Origin of the sequence: Lentilactobacillus farraginis DSM 18382 = JCM 14108 (assembly GCF_000583655.1) — a bacterium.
Classification (GTDB): Bacteria; Bacillota; Bacilli; order Lactobacillales; family Lactobacillaceae; genus Lentilactobacillus; species Lentilactobacillus farraginis.
In genome coordinates this window covers 56,617-80,778 of the sequence record NZ_BAKI01000005.1, presented here as the reverse complement: position 1 = coordinate 80,778, position 24,162 = coordinate 56,617, and the positions used below count along the sequence as shown (strand labels likewise).

Here is a 24,162-nt window from a genome sequence, read left to right as displayed (position 1 = left end):
ACGGGTGGGTTACGGTAGAAGCGAATCAAGCTTGTTCGGCGAAACAGCAATAGTTCTTTTAGCCAACAACGATAAGGATTTGTGCTATCATAGTTCCTGTTTAATTAATTTTTAATCTTTAAGAGGTGAATCCGATTGAGTATCTTTATAAAGCTTGGTTGGTATTTTAAGCGAGAATGGAAAACCTATCTGATAGGTGTTTTCGGCTTAATACTAACAGCGTTATTAGCAATTATTCCACCGAGAATTATTGGTGTTTTGGTAGATGCAATTCATAATGGAAAATTGGCAGCTGACAACCTACTTGTTTTATTAATCGTCCTGGCAGTTGTCGCATTTGCCCAGTATGGCAGTCGCTATATGTGGCGAACTGCTATTTGGGGCGAAGCAGCTAAGCTTGAAAAGGTGCTGAGAAATCGCTTATTTTGGCATTATACTCAAATGGATCAGGCCTTTTTTCAAAAATATCGGACTGGGGATTTGATGGCTCACGCAACTAATGACTTGTCGGCGATCCAGCGTGTTGCCGGTGGTGGTATTCTTCAATTTGCTGATTCAATGATTACGGGCGGAACAACGTTAATTGCCATGGTCAGTTTAATTGATTGGCGGTTAACGATTATTGCAATTGTACCATTTCCTTTACTTGCCGTGATGGCCCGTTATATGGGATCTAAAATTCACATTGCCTTTCGTGATTCACAGGCTGCTTTTTCTCGGTTAAATAATAAAGCAGAAGAAAGCATCACCGGAATTAAGGTTATTAAAGGGCTGGGCCAGCAAAAAGAAGATATGGCCGATTTTGATAACCAGGTTGCCCGGACAATTGACATTAACCGCCGGGTTAACCGCTTGGACTCATTATTTGACCCTATGACGACAATGATTATTTCCCTGTCTTACGTTATTACAATTGTCTATGGTGGTTATTTGGTTACAACCGGACAGATTACAATCGGTTCGCTGGTTTCGTTTGTTTCCTATTTAGCAATGATGATCTGGCCGATGTTTGCGGTTGGCATGCTGTTTAATACTTTGGAACGGGGTAATGCCAGTTATGATCGGGTCATGGATCTGCTGCGGCAAAAAAGCACGGTTATCGATGATCCAAATGGGTTGATAGAACGCCAAAAGGTGAAATTGATTACAATGTCGAGCAGTTTGCTTATCCGGGAGATGCTCGATCGGCGTTGCAAAACATTAACTTTCAAGTTCCTGCTGGAAAGACGGTCGGCTTGGTTGGTAAAGTCGGTTCAGGTAAGAGTACCATTCTGCGTTTGATTTTAAGGCAGTTTGATAATTATACCGGTTCAATTAAATTTGGTGGGGTTGACATCCGTCATTACAAAATGGACGCGCTAATTCCGGCAATTGGGTATGTTCCGCAAGATACATTCTTGTTTTCAGAATCAATTCGTGAAAATATCCGATTTGCCAAGCCTGAGGCCAGTCAGCAACAGGTAGAGCAAGCAGCCGCTAAGAGTGATCTATTTAATCAGATTAAAGAAATGCCGGACGGCTATGACACAGCGGTTGGTGAGGAAGGCATTTCACTTTCCGGTGGTCAGCGACAGCGTTTGGCAATTGCCAGAGCTTTACTGATTAATCCGGAACTCTTGATTTTAGATGACGCACTTTCAGCGGTTGATGCGGAAACGGAAACCCAGATTCTGGATAACTTACATGCTGAACGAAAAGAAAAGACTACTATTATCTCCGCTCACCGGTTAAGCTCGGTTATGAACGCAGATGAAATCTTGGTGATCAATGATGGTCAAATCACGGAACGGGGGACTCACAAAGAATTAATGGCGCTTGGTGGTTGGTATCGAGAAATGTTTGATCGTCAGGAATTGGAAACCCAAGTGAAAGGAGGCCAGAAAAATGGCTAGTTCGAAACATCAATCGGCGTGGTCCAAAAGCATCCCGGTAAAAGAACAAATTCACATTATCGGTCGGCTGTTTCACTATGCGGCACCATACAAATGGTATTTTTACTTTTCAGTTTTCTTTGCGATTGCGGTTTCCATTGTCAATATTTTATTACCAAGGATTATTCAGACCTACATGGATGCCCATTTGATTGTCGGCCATCCCGACTTTGAAGTAATGTGGTTTTTTGCCGGTCTCTACTTTTTTGGGATGGTCGTAAAAGCGGTTATGCAGTTTTCACAAACTTATCTATATGAAATGGGTGCCGAGTATATGCTGGAAAATACCCGTCGGCAGTTATTCTCAAAACTGCATCGATTGGGGATGCGCTATTTTGATCAAACGCCCAGCGGCTCCATTCTTTCCAGGTTAACCAACGATACAATGGCCTTTGCGAATTTCTGGGCGTTATTCAGCAGTCTGGTGGTAACTGTTTCAGCCATGATTTCTTCATTTGTTGCCATGCTGCTGGCTGACACGACGATCGCACTTTGGTTACTGATCTTCATGCCGTTTCTTGCTGTGACGGTCTGGTATTATCAGCGATACAGTACCCGGGTCTATCGGCGAATGCGTGAACGGTTAAGTCTGTTGAACGCAAAGCTGGCCGAAGGAATCACGGGCATCAGTGTGATTCAACAATTTCGACAGGAAAGGCGAATTAATCATGAATTCAACGAAACAAATGATCAGTATTTTAACACTCGACGCGCCATGATTAGAATCAATTCGTTATTACTCAATCCGATTATTAATCTTTTCTATGCGTTGGGAAGTGTTTTGGTGCTGGGGATGTTTGGTATTCGAGGCCTTCATGGCTACGTAGCTGCCGGTATTATTTACGCATTTGTAACCTACCTGAGTAATTTCTATAATCCAATGTCAAATATGATGGATCGACTATCAGATTTTCAAGACGGGGTGGTTGCCGGTTCGCGGGTACTTCGAATTATGGATGATCAGACAGTTGAACCTCAGCAGCATCCCGTAAAAGGCGCGACAATTACCCGGGGGAAAATTGAGTTTCGTCATGTAACCTTTTCCTACGATGGAAAGAATTCGGTTCTTCACGATATCTCGTTTGTAGCCGAACCCGGCCAAACAATTGCGCTGGTTGGCGAAACCGGTAGCGGTAAAACGTCTATTATTAATATTTTAATGCGGTTTTATGAATTTGGCAGTGGTGAAATCTTAATTGATGATCGAGATATTCGAGACTATGACATTAAAGAGCTCCGTGCCAAGTTGGGACTGGTACTTCAAGAACCGTTTATGTTTTACGGCACGGTTTCGTCAAATATCCGTATGTTTAACGACCAAATTAGCGATGAAGAAGTTCGCCAGGCAGCTCGGTTCGTTCAAGCTGATCGGTTTATTGAAACATTACCGGATCAATATGAATCCCGAGTAATTGAACGAGGGGCCAGTTATTCGAGTGGTCAGCGGCAATTAATTTCGTTTGCCCGAACACTGGTTACCGATCCAAAGATTTTAATTTTGGATGAGGCAACTGCAAATATTGATACCGAAACCGAGCAGGTTATTCAAAAAGGATTAGCTAAGCTTCAGGAAGGTCGAACAACCATTGCAATTGCTCACCGGTTGTCGACAATTCAGAATGCTGATTTGATTTTGGTACTGGAACAAGGGCGGATTGTCGAACGGGGAACCAATGATGAACTGCTTAAAAAGAAGGGTTATTATTATGATATGATTAAACTTCAAAATTCAGCTCATTTAAATTAGGTAGATGCCAAAAACGGGAACCGGTAAAAATCGGTTCCCGTTTTTTGATTATGACAAATAACAATTACTGAATTTCGATTTGACTACCGTTATCTTTACTTTCAGCGGCCTTTGGCAAAATGATGTTCAAAACGCCATTGTCAATTTTTGCTGAAATGTGATCGCGATCAACACCAGGCAGCTCATAAGTTCTTGACATAACGCCATGACTACGTTCACTGGCGATTACCCGACCTTGTTCATCCTTCTTTTCAGCGGCTTGAGCTTGGTCGATGTTTAAAGACAAATCACCATTGCTATAAGCTAGGTGGATGTTCTTCTTATCAACGCCTGGTACATCAACTTTAAGCATGTAGTCTTTATCGGTTTCCTTAATATCGGTCTTAAGGTCATCGATATTCATTGAGTTGGCATCCCATTCGGTTGGACTAAAAAAGCGACGTGCTAAACGATCAAAAAACGGATCTACTGCAAAACGGTTCATCATTTCATTTGCCATAATACCAAATCCCCTTTTATAAAAAGTTATTGGATTATGAAGCGTCCCAATCGGTGAAACAGGAAGTTTCCTGTTCCCCCAAGTTTTGTTGAATCATGAAGTTTAATGATTATTAGTTAATTTCAATGTGGCCGTCTTGATCATTGCTTTCGGTAATCTTTGGTAAAGTAACATTTAAGACACCATCAGTTACAGAAGCAGCAATGTGGTCGCGGTCAACACCTGGCAGTGTGTAGCTTCGTGACATAACACCATGACTGCGTTCACTGGCAATTACCCGACCATTTTCATCTTTTTGCTCGGATGAATGTTCTTGGTTGATATTTAATGACAACGTATCATTTTGATAGGCCAGATGAATATTTTGCTTGTCAACGCCTGGGACATCGACTTTTAAAGTGTAATCTTTATCGGTTTCTCGAATATCGGTCTTTAGATTACCAAAGTTTGCGTAATCATTATCGAAATTACTTGGACTGAAAAAGCGATGTGCTAAACGATCGAAGAACGGGTCAACATCGAAACGATTCATTAAGTCATTTGCCATAACTACCAATCTCCTTATTTTTAGAATTTAATGAACGGTAAAGGCTGTTGGAACACTGTTTAAGACTCTTTTTGTTCCGCCCTTACCTTTCATCTTCTATAGTAATCAGTTTGAAAAAAAATGCCAGCATTTAGCACTCTCAACCATAGAGTGCTAATAAAATTGGCTTTACAAGATTTAGACAGCTGATTGGGTGGGTCTATTAAACGGTATACTGGGAAGTGAAAAGTGTTGTTGAAGAATCGTCTGCTTTGAAGAAGTTTGGAGGAATTGTTAGCATGAAAGAATCCGGGACGAAAATAAAGCTTGCTGAGGCATTGAAGTCATTGATGATGACAATACCATTTGATAAGATCACGATTGAAATGCTGACGGGTCGCGCACACCTTAATCGCAATACGTTCTACTATCATTTTGATGATATATACTCCCTCTTGGAATGGGCCTATAAACAGGATTTACTGGCAAATATTGATGCTTATACCAAAATTGAGGATTGGAAAGTTGCGTATGAGTTGATCCTTGATTACATTGAAAAGCATCGGAAGTTTTGCTTAAATACATTCCATTCAGTTGCCAGAGATTTGCTTGAAAGCTTTCTTTATTCAGTTGCCAGTGATTTGGTAGGAAAGGTCATTAAGCGGTCCAATCGAAAAGTGTCGATCAAACTAACAGAAGCAATTCAAAACTTCTACGGCTGGGCATTGGTTATGCAGGTAGTTCAATGGCTGGCTGGTAATTTGAAGGAACCAAAGGAAGCGGTTATTTCCCGGGCAGCCATTATGTTAACCGGAGGGATTGATAATGCCATTCGAAATGGTCAGCAGATGCATCGTTTTGGGCAAACCAAGTAGATTGTCTATTTTAATCATGAAGTCGCTCATCTAAAATAAAGTCATAGAGCAGGATATCTTAAAAATGACTGGAAGTGGCAGCTATGACACATAAGAAATTATTGGTAGCAGGTTTGGGAGTAACACTGGCTGGTTTATATTTTCTGAAATCAATCGGCTGGTTTGAAGACGATACCCACTTATATGATGAATACGAAGCAAAGTAATAGCTGAAATGCGAGACTGGCATATTGTTCAAGGGGGACTTCTTGATGACAAAGAATAAAGCAATCATGATTGGAGCAGGGCTGGCCAATATGGCCGCAGCAGTTTATTTAATTCAGGAAGGTCATTGGCATGGCAGCCAAATTACCTTCTATTCACTTGATGATCACGGTTCAAATGACGGTTCGGCAGCGGATAAAGCGGCAGAAGAGTACTGGAATAAAAATCATCCAATGGAAAATACAAAGGGGTTTGTTGCTCGAGGCGGCCGAATGTTGAATTACCGGACGTACGTTGATTTAATGGATTTGTTAAGCAGAATTCCTTCGACAACCGAGCCGTCGATGACAGCTGCCGAGGATACCAGAGAGTTTGACGCCCACCATCGAACCTTTGATAAAGCACGCTTAATGGCAGGTGGCAAAGGAATCTTGGATGCCGGTAAATTAGGCTTGAATAATAAGGATCGGTTAAAGCTGACTGAATTAATTTTGATGCCGGATTCAAAAGAAGAACGACTGGATAACGTCTCGATTGCAGATTACTTTAAGGATGACCCACATATATTCCAAACCAATTTTTGGTATATGTGGGAGACCACTTTTGCATTTCGGACACAAAGTTCGGCGCAGGAATTGCGGCGGTACATGCACATGATGATTTACGAGTTTACACAGATTGAACATTTGGTTGGCGTTAATCGAACTCGGTATAATCAGTTTGAAAGTATCATGTTACCGCTTATTAACTATCTGAAAGATCAAGGGGTAACAATTATTTTAAACCGCCGGGTCACCGATTTTGAATTTAAGCAGACCGCCATGCAGGACGAAATTACGGTTACTGGGCTGGCAATGGTCAATACGGAAACCAACGAAACGGAACATGTCATTGTTGATGCTCAGACAGCAGTATTCTTCACTAACGGTTCAATTACCGATTCAGCTACTTTGGGTGATTATCAAACGCCGGCAGCAGAAAACATGGACTATGGGGCTGCGGCCGGCCTTTGGAAGAAAGCGACGGCCCATTTCTATAATTTGGGTAATCCGGATAAGTTCTTTAATGACCGAAATGCCAGTGAGTGGGTCAGTTTCACGCTGACAACTAAAAATCATCTTTTGTTAAATGAAATTACCCGAATCACAACGCAGGTACCTGGTAACGCTTTGAATTCTTTCTTATCGACGACGCCGATTACACCTTTGGGTCAAAAGGATGTCAATATGTCGATTGTGGTTCACCATCAGCCGCATTTTACGACTCAAAGGTCGAATGAAGCTGTTATCTGGGGATATTTCTTATATCCAAGGCGGCGAGGTGAATTTATTCAAAAGCCATATATTCAAATGACAGGTAAAGAGATGGCCGAGGAATTGATCGGTCAATTATCAAAAGTTGATCCGGGACCAGGCAATATTATGGACAAAAAACAGACCATTTTAGACAGTATTATTAACTGTATTCCGGTTTACATGCCATATGCGTCGGCGCTGTTTAACAACCGGGCAAAGTCAGATCGGCCAAAGGTAATTCCGGAACACGCGACCAATCTGGCCTTTACGGGTGAGTTTGTTGAACAACCATATCAAATGGTCTTCACGGAACAAAGTGCAGTTCGTTCCGGTGAAATCGCTGCTTATCATTTTGCGGGTGTTCCAATGGCTAAGCTGGTTAAAAATAAGCGATATGATCGTGATCCTAGAACGTTAGCTAAAGCAACCAGAAAAATGTTTGAATAAACGATTGGATAATATCTTAAAATCGGTATGATCGTCAACTGATTGATTCAGTTGACGATCATACCGATTTTATTCTGGTGAATTTTTTTGATTAATGATTCGCGGTAGATGATTTTCAGAGAATAACAGCGTGTTACGGAATTTTAACAGACCATAGAAAAATGGCGTTAAAAATGTTATTCTATAATTTAGTTACAGTTTGCGTTACGCATTCAGTGATTTTTAAAACCGACCTATCAAAGAAGGGATTTTCCGATGACGCACTTTAGCAGACAATTTAAACATTTCTTTTTAATAGTTGCCGCCTTAATCCTATTTATACCGCTGTTTGGAAATTCAGTTGCCAACGGCTTATTTGGGCATGATCAGGAGATGGCGAACGCAGCCAAAAAATCGGATAATTTTGATGTTAACAAAGTTGTGAAGGCAACGGTTGTCTATTCTAAACACGTCCCAATTCTAAAAGTAACGGTTAAGCCAACGATTACCAATGCGTTCGCGAAGAAAGACCAGCTGAAATTTGCGTTTGATAAGAAAAATGTTGATTTAAAGAATATGAAGGCAAGTGTTGAAAAGGACCTGCCGTTTAAACACACGACAAAAAAGAATGTGCAGCTTTTATTGACCTTTCAAAAAGATGTTAAGTCTGGTACATATAAACAAGCTTATGCCATTCCAACCAAGAAAATTTCCAAAGTAACCAAAATTAAGGCCACCTATAATGGTCAAAAGATTAAAGTTCAAAACAATAAGATTAAATCCGGTAAATTTGCCCAAAAGCAGGCAGATACAGCATCTAAGAAAGATCAGAGCAGCTTTAAGGACAAGTCTGGGCGTTCATCGAATAAGTCGAAAGATAAGCAGCAGGCTGATCGTAATCGAACCAGCACCAAGACAGGTTCGAACGACAGTAGCGCTTCCTCTGCTGCAACACCGGGTGCATCTTCAAATAGTACTCAAAGTGACTTAAATTCCGTAGCTAATAGTTCAACGGATCAGACATCGGGCACTTCAGTACCTGTTACGTCATATAATGAGACGGCTTCGACCAATACTGGTTCAGCCAACCGGGTTAACAGTGGTACTAACGGTTATAATGACAGCTATCAGGGGACTTATCAGACCAGTTCTACAAATAACTCGGGAACAGGTAGTTACCAAAATAGCGGGAACCCAACCACTTCCAATGGTAATGGATACCAAACAAATAATGGTTCAGTAAGTAATGGTGCGCCTTCTTCACAGCCCGCATCTTATAATAATGGGAAGTCTACAGGCGTCAACGGGGGCGCCGGAACTGTTAATCAACCATCGACTAATAACAGCTCAAAGAAAAAAGAGGGGCGCGCTTCAAGCTCGAATGTGAATAAACAACAGCGTAAGAACCGCAATACAGCAGCTTCAGATAAGAAGAAGCCGGCGGATAAGAAGTCTGCAGACAAGAAAAAGACTAAGACTGATAAAAAGACCTCTAAGAATAAGCAGGATACCGATCAAAAGTCGACTGACAAACAGAATAATGGTGCTAATGGTTCTCAAGACAACACAACTTCCGGATCGACGCCAAATACGCCGACAACGGACCCTAATGCCGGCACCGATACTAATGGAAAGCCAACAACAGGGACCAACACGCCAACCACTGATTCAAGTTCAAGTACGGATAATAACCAACCAACGAGTGCTCCTAATGCGTCATCGACAGCTAATCCTGGAACAACCAATACGAGTGACCAACCGGCAGCCTCATCGACCGCTGACAACACCACTGCCACTGACAATGCCGGAACGACTGCCGAATCCGGAACCGCGACATCGGCACCAACTTCAACCACTGATAATGGTTCGACTGGGACCCCGACAACTAACAATTCACAGGATGCAACGTCTGTTACTAATAGCGATAACAATACCACCACTGGTACTGATACTGTTTCAACTGATGCCACAGGCAATACAGCTGAAGGAACTCAGGTATCAACAACATCGACAACGGCTGATCAGGGCCAGCAAACAACTGATTCGGCTTCAACAACTACTAATGTAGGTGCCACAAGCGGTAACGCAGCTTCATCTGGAACCAGTTACGCAGCTGAAATTGCAGCGTAGTCTCCACCTCCATGGAAAAGTATAATTGGGCAAACTACTTCTTAACGAGCCCACAGTAAGAACTTTTATTTGTCCGTGTCAGCCCTCGATTCATTGCGAATAATCCGGCTGCCTTTAAGATCCAAAAATATGATTTTTAATAAAAGTGTTTCTTTAAAGACACCGTATGTTCAGAACATGGTGATAAGACTCTTTGTCATAATAATTTGATATTAAAGTTTAGGGTTAGCCTATTCAATTGGTTTAAGTAAAAAGGCGAAAATCAAAAATGATTTTAATTTGGTAGGTTTATTTAGTTTACCCATTTTTAGACCAGCTTTTATTGCTTAGCAAACCAGTCTCCATGTCTAAAATAAGCTAATTAACATTTTGGAATTGGATTTTACCCTCTTTTTGAAATGATTTTATTTGGTATATAAAAAATTAATTGGAAGTAATATTGACTCCTTAGTAGGTCGCTGGTGAATTTAGAAGTCGTGAGATATTGATCTAATTGGTAGTTGCTTTTGCTGTTTTTGATTTGGAATAAATTTCCGGCTGTCTTTTAGAACCGAATAGTGGGTGAGAGTAAATTTGATGGGATTTCTTTATATTAATTAGGCCAATCGACCGGTTGGATAAGCCATTTAACTTTAACAGCCAGTGTCGGTCTGAACAAGTTCACTATATTGAACTGCAATTAAAAACTAAAATCGCAAACCGCAAACTAGCTAGTTTCCAGTTTGCAATGGTAAGACCTAATTGTCTTTGACTGAAAATATTTTTCAAATGGCTGGGATCGACTTAGAAAAAGCAAAAAATGAGCCTTAGGATCTACTAAGACTCCTAAGGCTCATTCAAAAATGTGTAGCAATTAAGTACTTAATTTTAACGATATGTTTTTTCTGGAACATTTTTCACTAACTTGTTAAAAATCAATAAGTCAGCAGCGTTGATTAGCGTTTTGTTAATTGGATGTGATTGCCAGCCCAATTGCTTTTGGGCAAATTCAGTTTTATACTGATAATTCTTTTGCTTAAGTAATGGTGTAAATTGGCGTAGAAACGGCGAGAACTTAGCTCCAAGAACAGTTACCCAATCAGGCAGGTAAGTAAATTTAAGATTTAAACGAGCATATTGTTTTTGATAAATCTGCGCAATTTCTGCCAAGGTCATTTTTTGATCAGCCGCTAATATTCGATGACCAATGGCAGTATCTTTTTCCAGTACAAGTTGATGTAGGACGGCCAAGTCGCGAACGTCATTGATTACTAAAGGTGCCTTTGGAATCATTCGTCGATCATTATTTAAAAGTTCCAAGAGGATTTTGTTGTCGCCGAGATGATCAGGCGAAAGAATTGGCCCCAGAACCGTTCCTGGTAAAATTGTTGTTAGTTGGAGTTGGTTGTCTTTTGCGAACTGCCAAGCAGCTTTTTCGATTGTCACTTGGGCAATACTTTGGGAATTTGTTTCTGGATTTTTCACATCAGGCCAAAAATCTTCATCAATGGTTTTATGACCTACGTTGGCAGATGGTGTAACAGCTGCTTGCGAGCCGGTTAGTATTACCCGCTTTATATGGTTATTAGCAGCAGCCTGCAACACGGCCAGAATCTTATCTTTTGCGGCATTGATCGTGGCCTTGTTAGGTTCAGAACCACGGCCATATTCTGACGCTATGCAGATAATCCCATCAGCACCCGTCATCGTTTCATTCCAGTTGTTGGGATTGCTGGAATTAACTTCAAAGAACGATAGATTTTTTGAAAGGGCTGTTGGCTGCAAGGTCATAATTGCAGCGCCAATTTCATCCTTTTTAGAAATATCATTTATCGAAGTGCGAACTTTATAACCATGTATCAATAATTCACGAATAACCCAGCCGGCAATGAATCCCGAGCCGCCAGTAACAACGATTGTCTTCATTTTTCAATTTCCCCTTTAGTCTTTCCATTAGCCGAAATATACTGCTTTTTGTATAATTTGTCAATAATGATAACGCCATTAACTAATTGAAGATGTTGCATAATAAAGTATTATTGGTTCGCATTAAGGTTAGGAAACAGAAAAACCGGTCAATAATCGACCGGCTTTTTAGACTACTTGTTTTATTATACTAAGCTTGAAGTAAAATCCCCAAAGAATAGTGAATGATCATCGTAATAATACCAACCAGTACGTTTCGAATCATAGCAGTCTTAACCAGGCCATTACCAAGTTTAGCACTCATAAAACCGGTTAAGGCAACCGACAGGCAGACTGCTAAAATAGTTGCCTGCCATTGATAGGCAACCGGGGTCAGCGTCATGGCTACCAGCGGGAAAATTCCGCCGGCAGCTGCTGAAAAGAGTGATGAAAAAGCAGCGTCCCAAGGGTTCATATAGTGTCCTAATTGAAGATCATACTTAATGTTAATGATGGTTTCCAAAGGCTTCTTTTTCATCAAGTCTGCCGCAATTTTATCGGCCGTCTTTCTAGTCACGCCTGATCAACGTAGTAATCAGAAACGGTTTGTAAATTTTGCTTGCTGTTTGTTTTTAAGAGTTCTTTTTCTTTCATTACAACGGATTGTTCGGTATCCTTTTGAGTACTAACAGAGGCATATTCCCCAGAAGCCATTGAAAAAGCACAGGCTAGTAAATCCGAAAGTCCGGCAATAAAAATAGTGAACTGATTAGTAGTGGCAACAGCGACACTGAACAGAACCCCGACAACCGTTAGGATCCCATCATTGGAACCCAGAACACCGGCTCGCAGGGAGTTCAGTTTTTCATCCATTGTTTGGGATGATTTTTCTTTCTTTTTAGAACGAATACTCATCATGTTTTCTCTTCCCCCGATTAAATAGTGTTAAGATTATGACCCGATTAAAGTTCCGATTATATAAGTAACCGCCATAGTTAAAATGCCGGAAACCACATTTCTGAGCATACCACGGTTTGTGTTGGAATTCCCCAATTTCGCAGCAGTATAACCAGTAATTGCGAGGGCAATGACAACTGCGATTGCCGTTGCAATAATTCGAATTGATTTTGGAAACATCGTAATCGCAACAAGTGGTAAAATAGAACCTGTTGGAAATGAAATCATCGAAGCAATGGCTGCCGACAGCGGGTTGGTAAACTCACCAACGTTAAAGCCGTATTTTTGGCGAACGGATGTTTTCAACGGATCGCGCGTCATCATTTCTTTGGTAGCCTGTTCTGCCAGTTCGGTAGAAATACCATCCGAAACTAGTTTTTGACGAACCGCACCGTACTCATGGTCGTATGATTTGGCAAGGGCTTCTCTTTGTTGGCTGATGGCATTTCGTTGGGAATCCTTTTGTGTGTTAACAGAAACGAACTCTCCCATGGCCATTGAGACGGTCCCGGCCAACATTCCGGAAATACCGGAAATAAAAATTGCAAAGTTATTCGAAGTAGCACCGGCAACACCGATAACGATTCCGGCAACTGATACGATACCATCGTTGGCACCCATCACAGCGGCCCGCATTACGTTGATCTTTTGGGCTAAAGTTTTCTTCTTGGCGTTTTGTGCCATTATTACACCGGCTTTCTAATTTATAATGATTCTTATCTAATACCGATTATTATTGTAGCTCAAATTACTACAAATGTAAATCAAAATGCGAAATAATATGTAAAGAATATTTTGGCACGCCTTAATTTTAACTTAAATTTGCTTAAATACATAGTCTATCCGGAAAAGCTTTATTAAAACTGATAACTTTTTTAACATCGGATAGTTGTTATTATTTATTAGGAGGCAATCACATGGTATCAATGAACGATTCTGTACTGGATCAACTGCTGACACACCGAAGTATTCGCCACTTCAAAAAGCGAGCTTTAACGACTGAACAGGTGAAAAAACTGGTGAGCGTTGCCCAACACGCCTCAACCAGTACTTTTTCGCAGCAATACAGTATTATAAGTGTGACAGACCCGAAAACTTTAAAAGCAATTGCAACCATTACTGGACATCCATGGCTGTTGGACAGTGGGCACTATTTTGTCGTTATTGCTGATCAATATCGGAATTTGCAGATTGCGCAAAAACAGGGTGCTGATCCGTTTATTCTCCATACAACCGATAAATTTTTAGCATCTGTATTTGATGCTGCAATTGCGACTGAAAATATAATGGTAGCTGCCGAAAGTATGGGGTTGGGAGCGACCATTATGGGCAGCATTTTAAATGATTCCATGCAGATGATCGAATTATTGAATCTGCCAAAATTGACATTCCCACTTTTGGGAATTGCGATCGGATATCCAGATGACCAACCGGAATTAAAACCAAGAATGCCACAATCAGAAATGCATTTTGAAAATCGTTATCAGTTACCACAAGATGATGCTCAATTAGATCGTTATAATAAGCTGTTGGCAGCATACTATCAGAAACGGGGAACCAATCGCCGAACTGAAACTTTTAGTCATCACATTGTTGCCGAGTTGGGACGACCACATCAGGTTAGGGCTGATCTGCTTGACAATATTAAAAGTCAGGGCTTTTTGATTAATCAAACCGGATCGAAAATGTGATACATTACAAAACAATGAGAATAGTAGTTGACTTTTTGGCTGTTTGACTATACATTTATAAGTAATTGATTGACAGTTTTTCTTTAACGCTAAGAGAAGAGTAATTCGAGTAACGATTAGACAGCGACCATTGATAGTGGAAGAATGGAATCGTCTTGATTGAAGTGCGCTCTAAGTTAAAAGGATATTATAACCAGTTTTATAGTTCCAAATGAAGGTGCTTATTTTGAGCATGAATAAGGGTGGAACCACGTTAACAACGTCCCTGTTATTTTGGCTTAGTCCAAGGTAGCAGGGACGTTTTATGTGATATGGTGGTTTGTCAATCGGTAAAATGATTTCAAATGGATAGGGGATGATTTTTAATGAGCTGGACTATTATCCAACAAAGCCTACCGATGTTTGCAAAGGGGTTTGAATTAACAATTTGGTTGTCTTTTATCGGGATTATCGGCTCAATTATTGTTGGTTTGGTTTGCAGTTTACTTCAATACTTTAAGGTACCGGTTTTTCACCAAATTGCTTCGGTGTATGTTGAAGTATCACGGAATACCCCGCTTTTGATTCAGCTATTCTTTTTATATTACGCATTTCCGGTTTTCGGCATTAAATTTGGTGCCGAGTTATGTGGGATAATCGGCCTGATCTTTTTAGGTGGTAGTTACATGGCGGAAGGCTTCACCGGTGGCTTTAACGGTGTTTCCAAAAGTCAGCTGGAATCCGGTAAAGCAATCGGATTAAATCAATGGCAATTGGCCAGATACGTTGTTTTTCCACAGGGATTTTCATTGAGTGTTCCGGCAATGGCTGCCAATATTATTTTTTTAATAAAGGAAACCTCAATCTTTACTGTGATTGCAATTCCGGAATTAACGAATACGGCGCTGGATTTAATCGGGATGTATTACCGATCTAATGAATATTTATTTGTTCTGGTGATTGGCTATGCCATTATATTAATTCCGTTATCAATTATTTTGACGTTATTGGAAAAGAGGGTTCGTTATGGCTCATTCGGGAATTAGTGTTTTATTTGAAGGCACAAACTTTATGCGCTTGCTTGGCGGACTTTGGGTAACCGTTAAAATTGCGGCAGTTGCGTTGATTTTGGGGATTATTCTTGGGGTTGTTTTGGGAGTCTTAAGGACGTTTAAAAACCGATTACTTCGGGCAGTGTTACGACTTTATTTGGAATTTTTCCGGGTAGTCCCAACAGTGGTCCTATTATTTTTATTTTATTATATTTTGCCAAGGCAGATGAATTTCAATTTGCCGGCTGATCAACTGGCAACTTTGGTATTCGCATTGTGGGTCGGCGCGGAAATGAGTGATATTGTCCGTGGGGCGCTAATTTCAGTACCCCGTCACCAAGTTGAATCTGGTAAGGCAATTGGATTAAGTCGCCTTCAGCTTTATCGATATGTTTTAATTCCCCAATCGATTAGCTTGGAATTACCGGCTACTATTAATCTGGCCACCCGAGTAATCAAAACGACGTCGATTTTGCTGTTGATTTCAGTTATGGACGTGGTGAATATCGGACAGCAGATAATTGAGGCTAATAACCACACTTATCCAACGGGTGTCTTTTGGGTTTATGGTTTGATATTTTTATTTTATTTCCTAATCGACTATCCATTATCCTGGTGGGCAAAGCGATTGGAGAAAAGGAGATTGGAGCGGACAAATGGCTGAGAAAGTTTTACAGGTTGCGCATTTGGAAAAATCATATCGAAAGAAACACGTTTTGCATGATATTAATTTTTCCGTTGAACAGGGGGAAGTGGTAACGCTTCTTGGCCCATCCGGTTCCGGGAAAAGTACGCTGATTCGCTGTTTAAACGGATTGGAACCCTATCAAAAGGCACAATCACTTTTGAGGGGAAAAAGATTGTGCCAACCGAAAAAAATTGGCAGAAAATTCGTCAAAAAATAGGAATGGTTTTTCAAAGTTACGATTTATTTCCTAATCTGACAGTAATGGACAATATTTTACTTGGTCCAACAAAGGTTCAAAAACAGGATCGAACGACTGCCCGTTCTGAGGCGGAAACACTGCTTAAAAGCGTTGATTTGGCGGATTATGCAAATGTTTATCCAAGGGAACTTTCCGGCGGTCAAAAGCAACGGGTAGCCATCGTCAGGGCGTTGGCTTTGCATCCGGATTTTATGCTGTTTGATGAGGTGACGGCTTCACTGGATCCGGAAATGGTTCGTGGCGTACTGACGATTATTGAAAACCTGGCTAACCAGGAAAACATGACGATGATTGTTGTGACCCATGAAATGAACTTTGCCAAGCAGATCGCCGACCGGGTTCTTTTCCTGCAGGATGGTCGAATTCTGGAACAAACGCCTTCAGAAAAGTTCTTCACCAATCCTCAAACGGATCGCGCGAAGGTATTTCTAGACAGCATGGATTTTTGATTAATCAATAAGGGTTATTTTGAGGAGGAGCATTATAATGAAAAAAAGTTGGTTAACGAAGTTAGTTACGATTATTGGTGTATTGGCAACCTTACTTTTGGTCCTGGCAGGCTGTGGGAACAGCAAGAGCAGTTCCAGCAATAATCCCAGCTCGGTTGCCCAGATTAAGAAAAAGGGCACCATTCGTATCGCAGTATTTGGCGATCTGCCACCATATGGCTGGGTTAACAAGGATGGCAAGCGGGTTGGCTATGATGTAAAATTAGCCCATCAAGTCGCCAAGGACTTGGGAGTTAAGGTAAAATTTGTGCAAGTCAATGCCAATAACCGGGTTGATGCCCTGAATTCGAATAAAGTTGATTTGGTATTAGCCAACTTTACGGTAACACCGGAACGAAAACAGGTTATTAGTTTTGCCAAACCATATATGAAGGTTTCAGTCGGGGTCGTTTCACCCAAGAATAAACCGATTACCAAAGTTAGTCAGCTACAAAATAAGAACGTAATTGTCACCAAGGGAACAACGGCTGAGAATTATTTCACTTCCAAGCAGTCAAAGGTTAAACTGTTAAAATTTGATTCAAAGACGCAACAGTTTAACGCTTTAAAGAATGGTCGGGGTGTTGCATTAGCAGATGACAACTCGTATCTGTATGCTTGGTCCAAGAGCAATCCAAAATACACGGTCGGCATCAAGAGTATCGGGCCTAAATCCTATATTGCACCAGCTGTGAAGAAGAGCAACAAGTCGCTTCTTAATTGGACAAATAAGGAAATTACCAAATTAACGAAAAAAAGTTTCTTTGTAAATGATTATAATACAGAGTTAAAGCCATATTTTGGTAAAGAAGTTAAACCTTCCGACATTGTATTGCCAACCAAATAATTTTGGATGCATAAATCATTAATCGAGAACCCATTTGAAAACCTATCAAATTGGTTCTCGATTTTTTTGTTTAAAATAAGATAATTTTAATGTTGACGAATATTTTCTAATGTGTTTTAATAGGTTCAACATAAAACAGAAAGGAATTTCACTATGACAAAAATTGTTCAACAACTTAATGCGTACTATTACGGCTATGCCTGGTTTAGATAGCGCCCGTTTAGATGCGGGCGCTGCCGCGTTCGCGTCTGACCCGCAAAGCCGTTATTGGTTGTTGCCAGCTGGACGTTCGGGTCTGGCTGGATAGGATAATTCTTTTACGCGAGTAGAAAATTAGCCAGCTGGATATTTGAATCCGGCTGGTTTTTTTAATACTTCGAGAGGAATGTGATACACAATGGCAAATACGATGACAAAGTCCAATAAACGAAGGCTGTCAATCAGTCTTTACTTAAACTACCTGGTCCATGGAATCGGCTTGATTATCTTAACGCAAAACATGCAGGCGTTGGGAAATTTCTGGAAAGTACCGATTGCAACGGTTTCCTACGTTATTTCAGGAATTGGAATTGGTAAATTAATTGCGTACTTTTTATTTGGATACTTATCGGATCGGTTTGGTCGCCGACAACTGGTTCTGACCGGCGTTTTTAGTTATATGATTTTCTTTATTGGGATTCCGTTTACACATAATATTGCAGTCGCCTATGGTTTCGCAATTATTGCCGGTGTGGCCAATTCGGCTCTTGATTCCGGAACGTACCCGACCTTTGTTGAAATGGGTGGCAGTCAAGTGCTTCCAATGTTTTTATTAAAGCGTTCATGTCCCTTGGCGAATTTATTCTGCCATTGGTAATTGCCATGTTGGAAACTAAAAGCTTATGGTTTGGCTGGTCATTTATCGGGACGTTATTGGTATTGGTAGCAAACCTGTTTATTTTGCGGGGTGTGACTTTCCCGGAAATAAACCATGTCGACGAAGCATTTATTGAGAGTCATGAAAAAGTGTCCCGAGGACGAAAAGTGATGGCGACAATTTCGTTGGCAATTTACGGTTATACAACGATGGCCATTATGATTCTGTTTACGCAATGGATTAGTATGTTTGCCACCGATAACCTGGGGTACAGTTCGCTGGTTTCACACGGATTGCTGTCTCTTTACAGTATCGGTTCAATCAGCGGTGTAATTTTTAACTTTGGCTTATTAAAAATGAAAATATCAGAAACTAGGTTGCTGATAGTGATGAATAGTCTTTCCCTACTTGCAATTTTTGTTGTCAGTCATTCTACAGCAGTCTTGGTGACACTGATTGCCGCGTTTGCGTTTGGTTTTACGGCGGCCGGTGGTGTAATGCAGATTGCTTTAAATGTTTTGTTGAAGATGTTTCCAAAGCATAAAGGCATTATTACGGGAACGTATTTTACTTTTGGCAGCATTGCAACTTTTACCATTCCAATTGTAACGGGCTGGTTATCGAAAACCAACATTCAGTTGGTAATGAACTTTGATGTTATGATTGAGTTGGTTGGTACAGCACTGGTAATTTTAGCAGCCGTATCGTTAAGCTCCAAGGGCATTGTACAGGCTGCTCGCCGAATGCTCGTCGGTTTAAGCCGGCTGGGGGCAGGTATCGTTTCCAATGATCAAACGAAGGATAATTAATTAATTTAAAAATAATTGTGGTGGTTAAAAGCCGGATATGGATTGTATCCGGCTTTTTGGCGTTTCGAATTGCAGCGACTCTTTAAAATAAGGTGGCTAGAATCTGTCTGACTGCCGTAACCGTGAGCTGACCAGGAGCTGATGCTTTATCAACAGTCGCAAATGATAAAGTTGATCCAAGTAGGGGCCCGCTGATCCGGCTGATTTTTCCCAAATCGCCCATTGACATCGTAATTAATGGAATCTGAAGTTCGCGGTTTGCTTTTTCGGTTGCGTTTAGCAGAGTTAAAACATCTGCGGTACTGCGTGGCATAACGGCAATTTTACCGATATCAGCATTTCGCTTCTGCATGGTGTGGAGCGTTTTAAAAATATCAGTAGCACTGGGAGTAGTTTGAAAATTGTGATTGCTCAGAATAATTGAAATGTTTTGGTGGTGGGCGAGGCTGATTAAAGTATCGACGGACCGTTTATCACGGTTTAATTCAATATCCAGCATGTCGGTTAAGTTGTTTTCCACGATCCAGCGATAAATGGCAAAGTAGTCAGTGTCTATCATTTGGGAAACGCCACCTTCATGAGAAGTTCTAAAGGTCGTTAAAAGCACCGTTTCTTTTAAGAGTGGTCTGAGTTGCTTAACGATTTCGAGGTAGTCACAATGGTCAAGTATCGATTGATAATAGTCAATTCGCCATTCCAAAACATCAGGCTGGTATTTAAGTGCCCGGGTTGCCTGATTGATAATTTCTGATTGGGTCGTGCCGGTAACGGGAACCGCGATGTTTGTTTTTCCGGTTTCAAAAGTTTTGTGTTTGACGTGAACGATTTTTTTCGTCATGAAAAGACTCCTTACTGATGACTATAATTGCTCTAAGTTTAGCAAGGAGGTTGTATAAAAACAATTGAATTTAATAAAAAAGATGCCACGACTGTTTTTTTAGTAGTATGCTGGGATTAAATTAAAGGGGATTTCTATCGATTGGTTAGGAGTGGGTTGATATGGAAAAAGCGGGTACTATGGCGATTTCTGGTGGCATGATTATCATAATGGCGGTTGTTGGATTAGGGTTACTTTTTATTCCAATTGGCACCTATTGGTGGTTAAAAAAACGGTATCATTTAATCTCCAAACCGGTTTGGGTTGGGGTCGTTGTTTTTGTGATTGCTGTGTTGGTTTTGGAAAGGATTTTACATGCAGTTGTGCTTCACCCGTCCGCAGATGGCACAATTGCGTTGGCAAGCCGTTATCCGTTTTGGTATGTTATTTACGGCGCTTTAGCTGCTGGCATATTTGAAGAAACGGGTCGTTTTTTAGCTTTTCGATATTTAAAAAAGCGAGTTTCCGGGATTCAAACGGCACTGGCCTATGGCATTGGTCACGGTGGGGTTGAGATGATTTTAGTTGGTGCGATGGGAATGGTGAATTATATTGTTATCAGCGTTGCTATCAATGCTAAGGATTCAGCGATCTTATCAAGACTGCCGAATGAGGCAATCCAATCACTGATGAATCATGCTGGTTCTACAACCGCAAATATTTTCTTCGAGCGGCTGGGGGCCTTTGCAATTCAGATTTTCTTGTCAATAATTGTCTGGGCTGCTGTCAATTATGTTCAAAAAAGCTGGCTTTATCCGCTGGCTATTGGATTGCATGCAATAGTGGACGTTCCCTCAGCAATGTTTCAAGCGGGACTTATTTCAAATGAGCTAATTGTCAATGCGTTACTCTGGCTCTGTGTACTGTTATTAGGTCTGTTTGTCTACTTCTATATTGGCAGATTGGAAAAGGGCAGCTCCTTATTGAACTAAGTTAAAAAACAATCCGATTTTGACGCTATCGACGATCACTTTGAAAGTGCGGTCGAAATCGTTGTCAAAATCGGATTGTTTTTTAGAAGCCACGAAAGTCATTTCTGCCAAAATATTGTAGATTAGCTAATAATGGTTTTTGATTTAACTGGGCCAATGTCACGAACGTATAGCCACGTTTTTTTAGCGAACGAATAATTTGTGGCACTGCGGCAACAGAAGTTGCGTGAATATCATGCATTAAAATAATCGAACCGTTTGTAGTTGTTGAAAGAACGTGACTAACGGTTTTGGCTGTATTTAGGTAGGACCAGTCTCTTGAATCAACTGACCAGCGGATAATTGGTCGGTCATACAGGTTGCCAATTCGTGAGTTAACGTCTCCGTACGGCGGTCGGATGTAATAAGGAATCGTGCCGGTAGCTTTGTAAATAGCAGCATCGGTTAATGAAATTTGACGCAGCGCTTTTGAATTGTTGAGAGAAGTCAGTTGCGGGTGATTCCAAGAATGGTTACCAATCTGGTTGCCGTATTTAAGAACCAATCGACTGATACTAGGATATTTAATGACACTGCTGCCAACCTCAAAAAAGGTAGCCGGTACGTGATACTTTTTTAATGTTTTTAATAGTTTGGGTGTTAAAGTTGGATCGGGCCCGTCGTCAAATGTTAGCGCTACGACTTTTTTAGCGGTTTTGGGTTTGGTGAAATCATATTTGGCAGGTAGGTATCTGTTTAAAATAATACCGGTCAGTTTATTCAGCGGGATCGGAACATTTTTTACGCCATATTCGTTTTTAGTCAAATGAATGGTTAAATAACGCTGACTAAGCGTAAAGTTTTTCGCTGTTAATCGTTTGGGTAGCGGCAGATATACCAAACGTTGGACTTGCTTTCCGGATAATTTATGGGTTTCTGCCAGTGTCGATCTGGTTAATTGACGAATCGTCCCCAGCCGGTTTAGATTATGGTTTGTCAGATCACCGTATGTTAAATGCTTTGTTGCTTTGGCAGATTTTTTAGGTGTCGCTGCCGCCGAAGAAAATGTTGGTTGACTGATTAACCCAAGTGTCAAGCCTAATAGTACCGCGGCTCCAATTTGAAATAGTGCGTGTTTTTGACTCATTTTAAAACCCCCGAATCCGTAAATTGATGATTACGCCGTTTTCAAGTTCGTTTTTATTTTCACATGTCAGTCACGGGATGTCAACGAGAACGCTAATTGGCTTTGAGAGGTCATTGTCAAAACAGAGAAGACAATAAATCATTGTAATGAATTGACAAACTGATTTTTTTGAGTTAAAGTACCACCAACATTAAAAAACGATAAATAAATGCTTAAAAGTTGAGAAGTCAACTTTAAGAAGCCTAAAGAGAGTGTCGTTATCTGAGAAGACATGGTTTCTTAACTGTTTAAAGTCAACTTGACGAGTTAGATGTCGTCGGCATATCCGGGTACGCCCACTATAGCGTCAACGTTATCCCAAGTATTTTGGGCGTACGTGAGAGACGGAATTTAAATTCCGTAAGTGAGGTGGTACCGCGTAAAAGCGTCCTTTCAGATTATTTTCTGATGGGCGCTTTTTTGCTTGATAAAGTAATCGCAGTACTGACAATGAATGGCTAATGGGTGAGTTGAAAAAGAGAAAACCTATTGAAGGGGAGACGGATAATGACAGTTATTAATTATACAAACGCGGCAGTCTACAATCATGATAAACAGGATTTTGTATTTAATCAGCACATTGTTGTTGATGAAGAGACCGGTAAAATAATTGAAGTTGGTAGTGGCAGTGCGACCAGTCGATCTTATGACCGAATTGTTGACTTTCACGGTCAGTTTGTAATGCCGGGGCTGATGAATATTCACACGCATATCACGGATATGCCGACTTATTGGTGGCAGAGTGGAAAGGAAAAACGTCATCCGGACTCCCGCGAAATGTGCACGATGTTTGCCATTCGTAATATGGCAGATGCAATCGCAAATGGCGTTACCTATATTCGTAATGTCGGTGCGGAATTTGATATTGATATTGAAATTAAAAAAATGCAGGAAAAGGGCTGGATCAAAGGTCCAAAGGTCATGACTTCCGGGCGGTCATTTTCAATTACAGGCGGTCACGACTCACTGAGCAGTTATGAAGTTGATGGCGTCGAAGAAGTGCGCAAGGGGGTTCGCCAGGCACTGAAAAATGGCGTTGATAATATTAAAATGATGGTTACAGGCGGCGTCCTTAAAAAAGGTGAAACGCCGGACGAAATTCAGTTTACAGCCCCGGAGGCACGGGTAGCTGTTTGTGAGGCGCACAATAAAGGAAAAACGGCAGCGGCACATGCCCAGGGAAATGCAGGCATCAAAGAAGCGATAGCTGCCGGCTTTGATACGATAGAGCACGCCTTTGACATTGATGATGAAGCGATTGCTATGATGAAGGACCATGGCACGATTATTGTTCCAACGATGAACGCGATGTATGCGATTTACAATTCCGGTCGTGGCGTAGTCCCTGACTGGGCAAGAGATAAAGTGGTTTTGAATATCAGAAAACACTTCGCAAGTATTTCAAAAGCTGTTCAGGCAGGTATTCCAATTGCTATGGGCACAGATGCCGGGACACCGTTTAATGGTTTTCAAAATGAAAGTGCTTATGAGCTGCAGCTTTATGTGGAAAAAGCGGGGATGACAACAGCACAGGCAATTGATACCGCAACGATTAACAGTGCCAAAGCGATGCATGTTGATCAGGAATATGGCCGAATTGCCGCTGGTAACTATGCCGACTTTATTGTGACAACCAAAAATCCAATTAAAGATATTAAGGTGCTTCAGGGAGATAAGGACGTTTACCAAAATGGCCAGCGGGTGCATGCGCAAACGACGGCTGAACAAGTAATTGGCAGTCGGGTTTCAGAAAAAATTCGAGCGATTTTTTAGATGCCTCAGGCGATTAGAAAGAAATGAGGAAATTATTAGGGTTGACGGAATTCCCCTAATGTGGTTTAATAATGACAATCTAATGAGAGGAATTGATACGAATGACAAAGCAAGTATCTCTTGTAAATGCGTTTTATTTTGGCTATGCCTACTTTATGTAGTGTCCGCAGCGATGCGGGCGCAATTCACGCGTTCGCGTCTGAGTGGTGCAGAGTCAATGCTTTGTTATTGGCCGCTAGACGCAAAAGTCTGGCTGGGTCAACTACCAATTC

General features: G+C 41.0%; 19 protein-coding genes and 3 pseudogenes. 15 read left to right on the top strand and 7 right to left on the bottom strand.

Annotation, left to right across the window (positions count from 1 at the left end; all coding sequences use genetic code 11):
* The first annotated feature begins 135 nt into the window (after positions 1-135).
* Positions 136-1,892, top strand: a pseudogene (locus JCM14108_RS03430) (ABC transporter ATP-binding protein).
* On the top strand, positions 1,885-3,678 hold the full coding sequence (locus tag JCM14108_RS03425) for an ABC transporter ATP-binding protein (RefSeq protein WP_035178432.1): 1,794 nt from the start codon (positions 1,885-1,887) through the stop codon (positions 3,676-3,678). The pseudogene JCM14108_RS03430 and the gene JCM14108_RS03425 overlap by 8 nt, the downstream one beginning before the upstream one ends.
* 64 nt (positions 3,679-3,742) lie before the next feature.
* Here the strand turns inward: JCM14108_RS03425 and JCM14108_RS03420 are convergent, their stop codons facing one another.
* Both JCM14108_RS03420 and JCM14108_RS03415 read right to left on the bottom strand, forming a co-directional pair.
* On the bottom strand, positions 3,743-4,177 hold the full coding sequence (locus JCM14108_RS03420; protein WP_035178431.1) for an Hsp20/alpha crystallin family protein: 435 nt from the start codon (positions 4,175-4,177) through the stop codon (positions 3,743-3,745).
* Between the two features lie 112 nt (positions 4,178-4,289).
* The gene (locus JCM14108_RS03415; protein ID WP_035178429.1) at positions 4,290-4,724 is read right to left on the bottom strand and encodes an Hsp20/alpha crystallin family protein; all 435 of its coding nucleotides are present in this window, start codon (positions 4,722-4,724) and stop codon (positions 4,290-4,292) included.
* Positions 4,725-5,002: 278 nt separating this feature from the next.
* Between JCM14108_RS03415 and JCM14108_RS03410 the strand changes: the two genes are divergently transcribed.
* The 4 genes from JCM14108_RS03410 (at position 5,003) to JCM14108_RS03400 (ending at position 9,633) form a co-directional block, all read left to right on the top strand.
* The gene (locus JCM14108_RS03410; protein WP_035178427.1) at positions 5,003-5,578 is read left to right on the top strand and encodes a TetR-like C-terminal domain-containing protein; all 576 of its coding nucleotides are present in this window, start codon (positions 5,003-5,005) and stop codon (positions 5,576-5,578) included.
* Positions 5,579-5,661: 83 nt separating this feature from the next.
* The gene (locus JCM14108_RS15770) at positions 5,662-5,784 is read left to right on the top strand and encodes a hypothetical protein (RefSeq protein ID WP_268872156.1); all 123 of its coding nucleotides are present in this window, start codon (positions 5,662-5,664) and stop codon (positions 5,782-5,784) included.
* A gap of 45 nt (positions 5,785-5,829) precedes the next feature.
* Positions 5,830-7,524, top strand: coding sequence for an oleate hydratase (locus JCM14108_RS03405; protein ID WP_035178426.1), 1,695 nt, complete (start codon positions 5,830-5,832; stop codon positions 7,522-7,524).
* A gap of 255 nt (positions 7,525-7,779) precedes the next feature.
* The gene (locus JCM14108_RS03400) at positions 7,780-9,633 is read left to right on the top strand and encodes a dermokine domain-containing protein (protein ID WP_081759839.1); all 1,854 of its coding nucleotides are present in this window, start codon (positions 7,780-7,782) and stop codon (positions 9,631-9,633) included.
* An 867-nt stretch (positions 9,634-10,500) separates the two neighbouring features.
* On the opposite strand, the gene JCM14108_RS03395 is transcribed toward JCM14108_RS03400, so the two are convergent.
* The 3 genes and pseudogenes from JCM14108_RS03395 to JCM14108_RS03385 all read right to left on the bottom strand — a co-directional run bounded on the left by JCM14108_RS03395 (position 10,501) and on the right by JCM14108_RS03385 (position 13,158).
* Positions 10,501-11,538, bottom strand: coding sequence for an NAD-dependent epimerase/dehydratase family protein (locus JCM14108_RS03395; RefSeq protein WP_035178425.1), 1,038 nt, complete (start codon positions 11,536-11,538; stop codon positions 10,501-10,503).
* A 190-nt stretch (positions 11,539-11,728) separates the two neighbouring features.
* Positions 11,729-12,435, bottom strand: a pseudogene (locus JCM14108_RS03390) (VIT1/CCC1 transporter family protein).
* A gap of 33 nt (positions 12,436-12,468) precedes the next feature.
* Positions 12,469-13,158 (bottom strand): VIT1/CCC1 transporter family protein, encoded by a 690-nt coding sequence (locus tag JCM14108_RS03385; RefSeq protein WP_035178424.1) that lies wholly within the window; start codon positions 13,156-13,158, stop codon positions 12,469-12,471.
* A 242-nt stretch (positions 13,159-13,400) separates the two neighbouring features.
* Between JCM14108_RS03385 and JCM14108_RS03380 the strand changes: the two genes are divergently transcribed.
* From JCM14108_RS03380 to JCM14108_RS03355, 7 genes and pseudogenes are all read left to right on the top strand, one after another.
* Positions 13,401-14,165, top strand: a complete 765-nt coding sequence (locus JCM14108_RS03380) for an NADPH-dependent oxidoreductase (RefSeq protein ID WP_420805523.1) — start codon at positions 13,401-13,403, stop codon at positions 14,163-14,165.
* A gap of 365 nt (positions 14,166-14,530) precedes the next feature.
* Positions 14,531-15,190, top strand: coding sequence for an amino acid ABC transporter permease (locus tag JCM14108_RS03375; protein ID WP_035178421.1), 660 nt, complete (start codon positions 14,531-14,533; stop codon positions 15,188-15,190).
* Entirely contained in the window at positions 15,171-15,860 is a 690-nt protein-coding gene (locus JCM14108_RS03370) for an amino acid ABC transporter permease (protein ID WP_035178420.1), read from the top strand. Before JCM14108_RS03375 ends, JCM14108_RS03370 begins: the two co-directional genes overlap by 20 nt.
* Before the next feature lie 88 nt (positions 15,861-15,948).
* Positions 15,949-16,592: pseudogene (locus JCM14108_RS16190) on the top strand (amino acid ABC transporter ATP-binding protein).
* A gap of 37 nt (positions 16,593-16,629) precedes the next feature.
* Complete coding sequence (locus JCM14108_RS03360; protein ID WP_035178419.1) at positions 16,630-17,478, top strand: transporter substrate-binding domain-containing protein; 849 nt, start codon at positions 16,630-16,632, stop codon at positions 17,476-17,478.
* 397 nt (positions 17,479-17,875) lie between these two features.
* Positions 17,876-18,334 carry an MFS transporter gene (locus JCM14108_RS15765; RefSeq protein ID WP_272944506.1) on the top strand — a complete coding sequence of 153 codons (459 nt, stop codon included), beginning with the start codon at positions 17,876-17,878 and terminating at the stop codon, positions 18,332-18,334.
* On the top strand, positions 18,301-19,143 hold the full coding sequence (locus tag JCM14108_RS03355) for an MFS transporter (protein ID WP_272944505.1): 843 nt from the start codon (positions 18,301-18,303) through the stop codon (positions 19,141-19,143). The genes JCM14108_RS15765 and JCM14108_RS03355 overlap by 34 nt, the downstream gene beginning before the upstream one ends.
* Positions 19,144-19,225: 82 nt before the next feature.
* Here JCM14108_RS03355 and aroD read toward each other — a convergent pair whose 3' ends face one another.
* Positions 19,226-19,981, bottom strand: coding sequence for a type I 3-dehydroquinate dehydratase (gene aroD, locus JCM14108_RS03350; protein WP_035178417.1), 756 nt, complete (start codon positions 19,979-19,981; stop codon positions 19,226-19,228).
* A 161-nt stretch (positions 19,982-20,142) separates the two neighbouring features.
* Between aroD and JCM14108_RS03345 the strand changes: the two genes are divergently transcribed.
* Complete coding sequence (locus JCM14108_RS03345) at positions 20,143-20,952, top strand: YhfC family intramembrane metalloprotease (RefSeq protein ID WP_051995994.1); 810 nt, start codon at positions 20,143-20,145, stop codon at positions 20,950-20,952.
* Between the two features lie 82 nt (positions 20,953-21,034).
* Here JCM14108_RS03345 and JCM14108_RS03340 read toward each other — a convergent pair whose 3' ends face one another.
* Positions 21,035-22,078, bottom strand: a complete 1,044-nt coding sequence (locus tag JCM14108_RS03340) for a polysaccharide deacetylase family protein (RefSeq protein ID WP_035178416.1) — start codon at positions 22,076-22,078, stop codon at positions 21,035-21,037.
* A 546-nt stretch (positions 22,079-22,624) separates the two neighbouring features.
* On the opposite strand from JCM14108_RS03340, the gene JCM14108_RS03335 reads away from it, so the two are divergent.
* Positions 22,625-23,890, top strand: a complete 1,266-nt coding sequence (locus tag JCM14108_RS03335) for a metal-dependent hydrolase family protein (RefSeq protein ID WP_035178415.1) — start codon at positions 22,625-22,627, stop codon at positions 23,888-23,890.
* Positions 23,891-24,162 lie beyond the last annotated feature (272 nt).